Below are 11,878 nucleotides of genomic sequence, written 5' to 3' on the forward strand. Positions count from 1 at the left end.
AGGCCGGGGTGGCCATGCCGCCCCGGCCTCGTTACGTTCACAGGTTCACGGACCGGTTTCCGGTCCGGTTCATGGCCCGACCGTCGCCGGTGCGGTTTTCGCGTAGACGCTCCGGCTGACTTTGTAGCCGCGCGCGTCCATGTCAAGGGCGTAGGCGTTGACCTGGCCCAGCTCGGCAGCGGTCAGCGTGCGGATACTGACAAGGTCCATGAATTCCTGGTCCGGGCCGCCGACCGCCGTCACCTTGACCAACCCGGTACCGGCGGAATAGAACTTCCGCTGGTGTCCGGCGTCGGGCGCTTCAAGCGGGCTGTATTCATCGATGACCAGGACGTCGTCGTAACAGCCGGTGGGGACGCACACGTGCTGGTCCTTCTGGAAGACACTGCCACAATCCAGGAAATCGATCTTGGGCGCATACGCCTGGACATGGTCGGCAGCGGTCAGGGACGGCCTGGCCGGCATTGCCGTGCCTGCCTCGGCCTTGGCCAGGCCGTGGATGAACGTGCTCGGGGCACCAACGAGGGCGCCGTTCTCATACTCTTCGGGATACTCGCCGAAGAGCCACACCGCGCCCTGCCGGCTTTGGGCGAAGAACGCGAGTTCGGATTCCTGCAGCTGGCCGTCCTGGTAGTCACGGTCCCACAGGACGCGCGTGGTGACGCCGCCGATCACCTTGGTCAGTCCGGTGACGGTGTGGATGACGGAGTGCGAGTGGACGCCGTCAGCGGAGGTGACCGTCCCGGTGGTGGTGGACTGCATGCCGGGCGTCAACGGGAGCCACTTGTTGCTGATCTTCGTGGGTTGCGTGAAGTCCGCGGCGTTGTAATTGATGGCTGAGCCGGGACCGCACAGCTCGGCCGGGGCCGGTGCCGCGTTGGCCGTGGCCGCCGTTGCGACGGAGAGCGTGGCCGCGACCAGCAGTAGCGCTGACGTTGCTGCGGTGGTCCGGCGACGTCGATGGAACATGGCACTTCCTTTCGATGGGTGAATCCAGTCAGGTGGCCGGAACCGGCTCGGGCTCCTGGTTGCGTTGCCTGCGCGGCCGCCGCTTGGCGAACCTGAGGTACAGCGACGGAACAATAAAAAGGTTGAGCAAGGTGGAGGTGACAAGGCCTCCCAGAATGACCACAGCCATGGGGTGTTCGATTTCATGGCCGGGGACGTTGCCCATGACAACCAAGGGCACCAGGGCAAGTCCGGTGGCGAGGCTGGTCATGAGAATTGGTGAAAGCCTTTCCGCCGCCCCGCGCAGCACGAGGGCCCGGCCGAAGGTCTCGCCCTCGTTCCTTTCCAGGTGCTGGCAGTGGTTGATGAGCAGGATGCCGTTGCGCGCCGCGATCCCCATCACGGTGAGGAAGCCAACAACCGAGCCCAGGGAAAGGATGCCGCCGGAAATGAAGGCAGCGAAGACGCCGCCCACCAGGGCTATCGGCAACGTCAGCAGCGAGAGCACAGCGAGCCGCCAACTCCGGAAGGATGTCTGGAGCAGCAGGAGGATCAGGACGAGGGCAGCGCCGGCGAAAATCATCAGGCGGTTCGTAGCCGCCTCACGTTCGGTGTATTCGCCCAGCAGCTGCACTCTGTAGCCGGCCGGCAGCTCCAGGCTGTCCAGCCGCGTCTGCAGCTCGCCGACGACTTCTCCCAGATCTGCACCCTTGGCCAGGAATGTTCCCACTTCAACGCGGCGCGATCCGTTGGTCCGGTCGATCTGGTTCGGCACTGCCTGAAGCGTCACGGCTGCGACGTCGGCGAGGCGGACGCGCTGGCCGCCGGGGGTATCAATCGGCAAGTCCTCGATGCTGGTGACGCTGGCACGGGTTGCCGGAGTGCTCCAGACCTGGACGTCGTAGGCGCGGCCGTCCCGGAAGACGTCGCCGACCTCCTCCCCGGCCACGAGAGTGGCGGCCGCCCGTCTCACATCACCCGGTTTCAGTCCGTATTTCTGCGCCTCGGCGAGATTGACCGTGACGGAAATCTGCGGGATCTCTACCTCAAGGGACACATGCGGGTCCTCGGTGCCCTTGATGTCATCCAGAATGCCCTTGACCCGTTGGGCCTGTTCCCGCAGCACTTTGAGGTCGTCCCCGTAGACGCGGACCAGGATGGGCTCGCTGGCGCCTGTCAGGACTTCTTCGATCCGCTCCTTCAGGTACGTCTGGACGTCGCGGTGCAGGCCCGGGTAGCCGTCAACAACTTCCTGGACAGCGGCAAGTGTCTCGTCATAGTTCGCGTGGCGGTCGATGCTGATCCAGTGCTCTCCGGCGTTGACGCCGACGATCTCGTCAGCAGCGAACGCCTGCCCGATATGCGTGCCGCAGTTCAGGACGCCGGGCACCCGGAGGAACTCCTCGCAGCCGCGCTGCGAGATCCGGTACTCTTCCGCCGCCGAGGTTCCCGGCTGCGAGATCCAGTGCATCAGGAAGTCCCTTTCCTTGAAAGTGGGGAACAGGGACTGGCCCAGCAGGGGAGCGACGGCCAGGCCCGCCATCGCGACGACTCCGAACCCGGCATAGCCGTACCGGGGCCGGTTCATGATCCGGGTCAGGACGGCGTGGTAGCCGCGTTTGAGCACCCGGACCAAAGGCTGGTCGCGTTCTTCCAGCTTCGCCCTGCCCAAAAACATCAGTGCCAGGGCGGGAGTGACTGTCAGTGCCACGACCATCGAGGCGAGCACTGCCAGGGTGTAGGTGACGGCCAGCGGCCGGAAGAAGACTCCGGTCAGCCCGTCCAGGAAGAAGATGGGCACGGCAGCGACGACAATGATCATGGTCGCGTACACGATGGGGCTCCGCATCTCGAGCGAGGCTTTCAGTACCACCGAGGCCGTGGATTCATGGCTGCCCCGGGCACGATGTTGCCGCAACCGGCGCATGATGTTTTCGACGTCGATGATTGCGTCGTCGACGACGACTCCCACCGCGATGACCAGCCCCGCAAGGACCATCGTGTTGATCGAACTGGCCGTGAAATAAAGGACCAAGGCGGCCGTGAGCAGGGACAGCGGGATCGCGATGAGGCTGATCAGGGCCGTCCGCCATTGGAAGAGGAAAGCGCCGAGGATCAGGACGACGAGCAGGCAGCCCAGCAGCAGGGCGAGGCTCAGGTTGGAGATCGACTCCTCGACAAAGCTCGCCGGGCGGAAGATGGTGGTGTCGAAGCTGATTCCGCTCAGGCCAGGCTGCAGCTCATGGAGGGCTTCCTCAACGCCCTTGGTCACATCCAAAGTGTTGCCCCAGGGCAGTTTCTCGACGATCAGCATAAGCCCATGCCCGTTGTTGATGACGGCATCACCAATGAGCGGCTGATGGTCCTCCACGACCTGGGCTACATCGCCGAGGTGCAGTGCCACGCCGTCCTTCTCCCGGATGGTCACCTGGGCCAGGTCAGCGGGAGTCTTGATCGGCTGAACGTGCCGGATGCCTATTCGCTGGTTAGGGCTCCCAATGAAGCCGCCGGTGCCGATGAATCGTCCGGGCGAGTACTTCAGCAGGCCGGCGTCGAGGGCGCCCGCGGTGACTTCCATGACTTCGTTGAGGGAGACATTTTGGGCCTTGAGCTTCTCAGGTTCCACCTGGACCTGCAGCATCTGGAGCCGCTCGCCCCAAATGGCCACGTTGGCCACGCCGGGGACCCGGAGGAGCCGGGCCCGGATGGTCCAGTAGGACAGCATCGACATCTCGATGAGTGAGTGCTCGGACGATGTCATCCCGATTTTCATCACCCGGCTCGTTGCGGACAGCGGCTGCAGCATGACCGGCGGGGCCGCCCAGGTCGGCAGCGCCGCGGTCACAGACGCCATTCGCTCCGAGACCAACTGGCGGGCGTTGAGCAGGTCGGTGCCCGGATGGAAGAGCAGCACGATCGAGGACAACTGCGGCACGGATTTCGACCGCAGCTCGTCCAGGCCTGGCATGCCGCTCACGGCTGCCTCGATGGGCACGCTGACCAGCTCTTCGACTTCCTGGGAGGTCAAACCGAGGCACGCGGTTTGGATTTCCACCCGAGGCGGGGCGAATTCGGGAAAGACGTCCACGGACGCGGAACCCAGCTGCAGTGAACCAAGCAGCATTACCGCACACGCGAGCGCGACGACGACGGTCCTGAATTTGAGGCTGATTCCTATGATCCACCGCATGTCACTGGGCCGTATCGAATTCGGCGCCGAACAATTCCGCGGCTCCAAGGGTGACCACAACCGTGCCAGGCGCCGGGCCGTCCGTCAGCACGGCAACGGGGCCGTTGATGCGCTCGACGCTAACGGAGTGCCGGACGTAGACCCGGGGCTCGGGATTGGTGTAGACCCATGTCTTGCCTTGGCTGTCATAGAGTAGCGCGGAGTAGGGGGCGCTTAGCTTCTTGCTATGGGGATCCGCGCTGATCGTCTCCGTTTTGAGCCCTAGCCGCTCAATGGCACGTTCAGTCAGCGTGATGCGGTGGAGGTCCGTTCCGGCAACCACTTCAATGGCTGCAGGAGCGTCAACGACGGGTGGAGCTTCCGCTTCCGCCCGGCTGCAGGCGGGGACGCATACTGCCAGGAACGCCAGGATGATGAGGGCCATCGTGTTGCGGCCCGGCCGCGAAGGTATTGCAATCATGACGCATCCTGACTCTCAGGCCGTGCTTGCCGGTTCGTTCCGGATCCCGGTGCGCGGTGCTTGTTCAGGTCCGTACCGAAGCAACACCGCGGGCACAATAAACAGAATGAACAGCGCGGAGGTCACCAGGCCGCCCCAGATGATCACGGCGAGCGGCAGGATGATTTCCGTTCCGACAACGCCGCCGAACAGGACGAGGGGCAGCAAGACCAGACCCGTCATCGCGGTCGACATCAGAGTCGGCCCGAGCCTCTCCCTCGCCGCATGGGCTACCAACGCAGGCCACGGCGCGGTACTGTCTTCAGCGCGCAGGGTCCGGACGAGTCCAGCCATCAGCAGGGTGCCGCGGGTGGCGACACCCAGCACTACGGCGAACGCGACCAGGGCGGACAGGGAGTTGACGGCTCGCGTGGCCTCGGAAACCAGCACGCCGCCTGACAGTGCGAGGATCAGGCCCAGGAAGAGCGGGGCGGCGAGCCGCCAGCTCCCGGACGCGGACTGCAACAGCACCAGGATGCCGGCCGCAGCGATGGCTGCGAGCAGCCAGAGCCACTGGAGATTGCTTTGCTGCTGCGCGTACTGGGTGAGGACTTCGGCATGGTACGAGATCGGGAACTGCATCTGCTGCAGGTTTGCGTCGATGTCACGTTGGATGTCGCCCAGTGGGCGGCCCTGGATCTCGGCCTTCACATCGATGCGGCGCGAAGTGTCATCGTGCAGGATCACCGACTCGTTCCCGACCATGCTGACCTGTGCGACATCGCCGAGGCGGGTGTGCCCGCCGCTGGGGGTGTCCAGGATCAGGTCGCGGACGCTGTCCAGGCTGTTCCGCGTGGATGCGGCACCCTTCACGATGACCGAGAAGACTTTCTGCTGTTCGTAGAGGTTGCCGACTTCGATGCCCTGTAGCAGGGCCGCAGCCGCGCGTCGAACATCGCCGGGAACGATGCCCGCCTTCTGGGCAGCGGCAAGGTCTACCTTGACCTCGGCGATCGGCTGTTCGACAGGGGCGTCAACGTGAGGGTTGACGACGCCGGCCGTGTGCTCGAGCATCTGCTGCACCTCTGCCGCCTTCTGCCGCAGGACCCCGGTGTTCGGCCCATAGACCCGGACCGCGAACCCGCTGTCGGCGGCGTCGCGGATTTGGTCGATGCGCTCCTGTGGATAGGTGGATACCTTGCTGGTCAGGCCCGGGTAGCCGGCGATGACCTGCTGGACGGCGGCCGCTGTGTCGCCGAACGACGCGGCGGATGCCACGCTGATCCAGAGTTCGCCCGAACTCACGTCGCCGATCTGGTCAGAGGTGATCGCGCGTCCGACGTGGCCTCCCACGTTGACCACACCAGGCAGACGGCGGAGCTCTTCGGCGGCCGACTCGGTGATCCGGCTCATTTCCTGGTCCGAAGTGCCGGCAATCGTATTCCAGTGCACCACGAGGGTTTTGTCCGCAAGTACGGGCACCACGGGGTGGTTGGCGGCAAGCTGGGGCACGAGGACGAGTCCTGCCAACGCCACAACCGCGGAGGCGGCGAACGCCCACGGGACCTTCCCCGTCAGGCGGACCAGGAGCCGCCCGTAACCAACTTTCAGCCGCCTCAGCGACCGGCGTTCCGGTGGCGCGGACGACGCGCCGGGAAGGACGAACGCGAGCGCGGCAGTCGCCGTCAGGGCGACGATCATCGAGACAACCAGGGCAAGCAGGTAGCTCAGGACCAAGGGTCCGAAGAAGGCTCCGTTCTCGCCCGCGATGAAGAGCGAGGGCATGCCGGCCAGCGCCATGATCAACAGCGAGTACAGTATCGGGATGCGGACTGCCCAGAGGGCTTCCGGAATCAGGACGGCGCGCAGCTGCCTGTTCTGCGGCTCGCCACCGCGCTTCCTCGCGGCGGCGTTGCCTGCCGCGACGACGCCGTTGAGGTCTTCGGCGAGGTCTCCCACGATGACGCCCAAAGCCAGGACCATGCCGGCCATGACCATGGTGTTCATCCCGATACCGCGTACGTAGAGCAGCAGGGCCGCCGCTGTCAGGGACAACGGAATCGTGATGAGGCTGATGAGGGCTGTGCGCCATGAACGGAAAAAACTGCCAAACATGGCAACGATCAGCAGCAAGGTGATCAGCAGGGCGATGCCGAGCGTACCGACCTCGTCCTCGATGAAGGACGCCTGCCGGTAGACGCTGGTATCGATCGTGACCCCGGGCAAGCCGGGCTGGAGGCTGCGCAGTGCCTCTTCAACACCCCGGGTTACATCCAAAGTGTTCGTTTCCGGGAATTTCTCAATCACCAGCAACAACTCGGCTTCCTTGCCCAGCAGGGCATCGCCGATCAGGGGTTGGTGGTCGGTCGCCACTGTGGCCACGTCCTTGAGCAGGAGCTTGCCGGCCGACCCCTCAATTGGAACCTGGCCGAGGTCCTCTGGCGTGGTGATCGGCAGGACGTGCTGGACACCAATACGCTGGTGGCCGGTCTCGAAAAAGCCGCCGGTGCCTGGCGTGGATGCCGCCAGATAGCTCAACGGCGAAACCCACACGGAGTTGCCGGTCGTCTTGATGACCTCGTCCAGCGTCACACCCTTGGCTTGGAGCTGCGCAGGATCCACAAGTACCTGAAGTTGCTGGTCGCGCTGGCCCCAGATCGCCACGTTCGCGACGCCGGGTACGGCCAGGAGCCCGGGCTTCATGGTCCATCTGGCCAGCACGGACATGTCGATGGCCGACATGTCCTTTGACGTCAGCCGGATCATCATGACCCGGCTGGTCGAGGACAGCGGCTGCATCAGGACAGGCGCCGCCGATACGTTGGGGAGCGCGCGGGCCTGGGTCAGCCGCTCGGAAACAAGCTGCCGGGCCCGAAATAGATCGGTTCCAGGTTTGAAGACCATCTGGATCGAGGACAGGCCCGGGACGGACTTGGAGCGGATCGCCTCCACCCAGGCCACCCCGTTCAGGAGGTCGGCCTCCATGGGGGAGGTGATTAGCTGCTCCACCTCGGCCGCAGAAAGGCCCAGGGCCTCGGTCTGGATCTCGACCTGCGGCGGGGCAAATTCCGGAAAGGCATCCACGGACATGCTCGGCAGGTTCGTGAACCCGAATGCCAGAATTCCTGCCGCCACTGCCAAGACCAACAGCCGGAACTGGATAACCCAGCGGAGTGCGCTCATCATGACCGGTAGCGCCTGGACTGTTCGCTGCGGAAGGGGCCGGGGACAGCTTTCCCGTCCCCGAAGGCATTGGGGAAACGAGCAGGCGAAAGGCGCATTTCAGGCTCCATACCCTGAGACCTTTTAGCAACCCCCCCAGGCCTGGTATCATATTGGACTCCTCTGCGCAAGTTGGCAATGAGGTCCGGTACTTGTTTTCCAGGGGGCGGTGTACTCGCGTGCTGTGTCCGCCTGCCCGGCCCCGGAACCGCTGCCAGGAACGCCTGCGCTCAGGCGCGTTCCGGGCCAAGGTCCGTGCATTTGGTGCGCTAGAGTTAGGGATATGTGTGCGATCCTTCTGCTTAGCTAGCCGCCCGGTACCGGAATTACCGTGCGGCCGCCCCTCCTTGTCGAGGGGCTTTTGTGTGTCCGGGCATGTGCCGGGGCTGCAGCAGGAGGCAATACCGCCAACGAGGAACAGAAGAGGGCAGCAGTGAGCGTTCACCCGGAGACCGAAACCGGAGCACAGGCAGGCACGGCGAACACCCCCGAAGAGGGCGTGTACAGCTTCGCCGCGATGGAGGCCAAGTGGCCGCAGGTGTGGGAGGACCTCAAGGTCTTCACGCCCCTGGACGATGGCTCCCGCGAGCGCCGCTACGTGCTGGACATGTTCCCGTACCCCTCCGGCGACCTGCACATGGGCCACGCAGAAGCGTTCGCAATGGGTGACGTCGTCGCGCGCTACCTGCGCCAGAAGGGCTTTGACGTCCTGCACCCGATCGGCTGGGACTCCTTCGGCCTGCCGGCCGAGAACGCCGCAATCAAGCGCAACGCCCACCCGAGCGAGTGGACCTACGCCAACATCGACACCCAGGCTGCCTCCTTCAAGCGGTACGCCATCTCCGCCGACTGGTCCCGCCGCCTGCACACCTCGGACCCGGAGTACTACCGCTGGACCCAGTGGCTGTTCAAGCGCTTCTACGAGCGCGGCCTGGCCTACCGCAAGGATTCCCCGGTCAACTGGTGCCCCAAGGACCTGACCGTGCTGGCGAACGAGCAGGTCGTCAACGGCGCCTGCGAACGCTGCGGCACCCCGGTCACCAAGAAGTCCCTGAACCAGTGGTACTTCAAGATCACCGAATACGCCGACCGCCTGCTCGATGACATGTCCGAACTGCAGGGGCACTGGCCCGAGCGCGTCCTGGCCATGCAGCGGAACTGGATCGGCCGCTCCGAGGGCGCCCACGTGCGCTTCGTCATCGAAGCCGCCGGGGGCCGTCCCGAAAAGGAAGTCACGGTCTTCACCACCCGCCCGGACACCCTGTACGGGGCAACCTTCTTTGTCGTCGCGGCCGACGCCCACCTGGCCCTGGACCTGGTCACCCCGGAGCAGCACGACGAACTCATGGCCTACCGCGAAAAGGTCAAGGCACTCTCCGAAATCGAGCGCCAGTCCACCGAACGCGAAAAGACCGGCGTCTTCACGGGCCGCTACGCCATCAACCCGCTAAACGGCGAGAAGCTGCCCGTCTGGGCCGCCGACTACGTCCTGGCCGACTACGGCACCGGCGCCATCATGGCCGTTCCCGCGCACGACCAGCGCGACCTCGATTTCGCCAAGGCCTTCGGGCTGCCGGTCCGGGCCGTCCTGGACACCGGCGGCGAGGACCCGGCGGAGAGCGGCACCGCCACGTCCGGCGAAGGCACCCTGAAGAACTCCGGCGAATTGGACGGACTGTCCAAGGCCGAGGCCATCCCGGCCGCCATCGACATCCTGGAGAAACTCGGCACGGGCGAAAAGTTCGTGAACTTCCGCCTGCGCGACTGGCTGCTGAGCCGCCAGCGCTTCTGGGGCACCCCGATCCCGATCATCCACTGCGCCGAATGCGGCGAGGTTCCGGTCCCCGATGACCAGCTGCCTGTCACGCTGCCCGAGGACCTGCGCGGCGAGGCCCTCGCCCCGAAGGGCACCTCCCCGCTGGCCGCCGCCGCGGAATGGGTCAACGTGGAATGCCCCAACTGCGGCCGCGCCGCGCAGCGCGACACGGACACCATGGACACCTTCGTGGACTCGTCCTGGTACTTCCTGCGCTTCGTCTCCCCGCACTTCACCGAAGGCCCGTTCGACCCGGCGAAGATCAACGAATGGATGCCCGTCGGCCAGTACGTGGGTGGCGTCGAGCACGCCATCCTGCACCTGCTCTACGCGCGCTTCTTCACCAAGGTCGTGCACGACATGGGCCTGCTGGACGCGGACGAACCATTCAGCGCCCTGCTCAACCAGGGCCAGGTGCTCAACGGCGGCAAGGCCATGAGCAAGTCCCTGGGCAACGGCGTGGACCTCGGCGAACAGCTGGACAAGTTCGGCGTGGACGCCGTCCGCCTGACCATGGTGTTCGCCTCCCCGCCGGAGGACGACGTCGACTGGGCCGACGTTTCGCCGGCCGGTTCGGCGAAGTTCCTGGCCCGCGCGTGGCGCCTCGGCCAGGACGTCAGCAGCGCCCCCGGTGTCGACTTCTCCGCCGGCGACCGCGCCCTGCGCTCCGTCACGCACCGCACCATCGCCGAAGCCGCGGAGCTGTTGGACAACAACAAGTTCAACGTCGTCGTCGCCAAGCTGATGGAGCTGGTCAACGCCACCCGCAAGACCATCGACTCCGGCGCCGGCGGGGCGGATCCTGCCGTCCGCGAGGCCACCGAGGCCGTCGCCGTGATCCTGAGCCTCTTCGCCCCGTACACGGCCGAGGATCTCTGGAACCAGCTGGGCCACCCGGCGTCGGTGGCGAACGCCGGCTGGCCGGTCCACGACGACTCGCTCCTGGTCCAGGAAACCGTCACCGCCGTCGTTCAGGTGCAGGGCAAGGTCCGCGACCGCCTTGAGGTCTCTCCCGGCATCGCGGAGGACGCGCTGCGCGAACTGGCGCTGGCCAGCGAAAACGTTCAGCGCGCTCTTGATGGGCGTGGCATCCGCACGGTGATCGTGCGGGCCCCCAAACTGGTGAATATCGTCCCGGCCTAGCCGGGCAGGGCCGCCGGCTTCCGGCCGGCCGCCTGTGCATCACCCAGCCCTGCCGCCAACCGCTGTGCCGCACGACCCACACAGCGACCCGTCCAGGAGGTGCCTTTTGCCGGACCGCGAACCGCCTGGCTGGCTGTGGCTGAAGCAGCGCCTGTCGCGGCTGCGGCAGTCGACGACGCCGGGACGTACCACCGGTGCGGTGCCCGCCGTCGTACGCACCGCCGTCGTGACCGATTCCGCGGGGGCTTTGCCGGCCGACTGGGTGAAGGCCTTTGTCGCCGACGGCCGGCTGGCGGTGGTTCCGATGCCGGTCATGGTGGGCGAGGATATCTTCGGCGAAGGCGAAGACGACATCACCACTACCCTGGCCCTGGCATTGGCCTCGGGGTCGGCAGTGAAGACGTCCCGGCCGTCGCCCGGCCAGTTCGAACAGGCGTACCTGGCCGCGGCGGCGCGCGGATTCGAGTCGGTGGTGTCCATCCACATCTCCGCCGAACTCTCCGGCACCGTCGACGCCGCGAAACTGGCGGCCGCCCGCGTTTCGATCCCGGTGGAAGTCCTCGATTCCCGCACGGTCGGCATGGCCCAGGGGATGGGTGTGCAAAGCGCCCTCCTGGCTGCAGCTGACGGCCGGTCCGCGGCGGAGGTGCGCGACTTTGCGGAGGAACGGCTCCGCCGCACCAAGGTCTATTTCTACGTGCCAAGCCTTGAACAGCTGCGCCGGGGCGGGCGGATCGGCGCCGCGGCTTCCCTGCTGGGCACCATGCTCGCCATCAAGCCCATCCTCGCGGTCGACGGCGGACGGATCGTGCCGCTCGAAAAGGTGCGTTCCGCAGCGAAGGCCATCGCCCGGCTCGAGGAGATCGTCGCCGCCGACGTCGCAACCCGCCCGCCCGGCGAAGCCAGGCTCGCGGTCCACCATTTCGGGAACCTCGCCGAAGCCGAAGGGCTGGCCGGACGCCTCGCAGCGTTGTGCCCGGGTACTCCCGAGGCGCAGCTCAGCGCCCTGCCGGCGGTGCTCGGTGCCCACGCGGGCTTGGGCGTCCTTGCGGTGATCGTGGGGGAGAGCAGCACGCCCGGGGCAGCCATTCCCGGGGAGTAGCTCATTTCCTCCACAGGC

The 11,878-nt window shown here is 65.9% G+C and carries 6 protein-coding genes; 2 read left to right on the forward strand and 4 right to left on the reverse strand.

Annotation, left to right across the window (positions count from 1 at the left end; translation table 11 throughout):
• Nucleotides 1-69: 69 nt before the first annotated feature.
• Genes ACNQPB_RS14345 through ACNQPB_RS14360 form a run of 4 tightly spaced genes read right to left on the reverse strand, consistent with a single transcriptional unit; the run spans nucleotide 70 to nucleotide 7,763 of the window.
• The gene (locus tag ACNQPB_RS14345; protein ID WP_498752760.1) at nucleotides 70-969 is read right to left on the reverse strand and encodes a hypothetical protein; all 900 of its coding nucleotides are present in this window, start codon (nucleotides 967-969) and stop codon (nucleotides 70-72) included.
• A 28-nt stretch (nucleotides 970-997) separates the two neighbouring features.
• Nucleotides 998-4,138, reverse strand: coding sequence for an efflux RND transporter permease subunit (locus tag ACNQPB_RS14350; protein WP_498752762.1), 3,141 nt, complete (start codon nucleotides 4,136-4,138; stop codon nucleotides 998-1,000).
• A gap of 1 nt (nucleotide 4,139) precedes the next feature.
• A complete protein-coding gene (locus tag ACNQPB_RS14355) occupies nucleotides 4,140-4,598 on the reverse strand; it encodes a hypothetical protein (protein ID WP_498752764.1) in 459 nt (152 codons plus the stop codon).
• Nucleotides 4,599-4,613: 15 nt separating this feature from the next.
• Nucleotides 4,614-7,763 (reverse strand): efflux RND transporter permease subunit, encoded by a 3,150-nt coding sequence (locus ACNQPB_RS14360; protein ID WP_498752766.1) that lies wholly within the window; start codon nucleotides 7,761-7,763, stop codon nucleotides 4,614-4,616.
• A gap of 469 nt (nucleotides 7,764-8,232) precedes the next feature.
• Between ACNQPB_RS14360 and leuS the strand changes: the two genes are divergently transcribed.
• Together leuS and ACNQPB_RS14370 are read left to right on the forward strand one after the other, a co-directional pair.
• On the forward strand, nucleotides 8,233-10,758 hold the full coding sequence (gene leuS, locus ACNQPB_RS14365; RefSeq protein WP_498752768.1) for a leucine--tRNA ligase: 2,526 nt from the start codon (nucleotides 8,233-8,235) through the stop codon (nucleotides 10,756-10,758).
• A 106-nt stretch (nucleotides 10,759-10,864) separates the two neighbouring features.
• Nucleotides 10,865-11,860, forward strand: coding sequence for a DegV family protein (locus tag ACNQPB_RS14370; RefSeq protein WP_498752770.1), 996 nt, complete (start codon nucleotides 10,865-10,867; stop codon nucleotides 11,858-11,860).
• Nucleotides 11,861-11,878: the final 18 nt, after the last annotated feature.

It is taken from the genome of Curtobacterium sp. LFS079 (assembly GCF_047977865.1).
Taxonomy (GTDB): Bacteria; Actinomycetota; Actinomycetes; order Actinomycetales; family Micrococcaceae; genus Arthrobacter.

Coding starts and splice junctions, on each gene's coding strand:
- ACNQPB_RS14345 (WP_498752760.1), bottom strand. CDS start 969: ATGTTCCATCGACGTCGCCGGACCACCGCAGCAACGTCAGCGCTACTG.
- ACNQPB_RS14355 (WP_498752764.1), bottom strand. CDS start 4,598: ATGATTGCAATACCTTCGCGGCCGGGCCGCAACACGATGGCCCTCATC.
- ACNQPB_RS14350 (WP_498752762.1), bottom strand. CDS start 4,138: ATGCGGTGGATCATAGGAATCAGCCTCAAATTCAGGACCGTCGTCGTC.
- ACNQPB_RS14360 (WP_498752766.1), bottom strand. CDS start 7,763: ATGATGAGCGCACTCCGCTGGGTTATCCAGTTCCGGCTGTTGGTCTTG.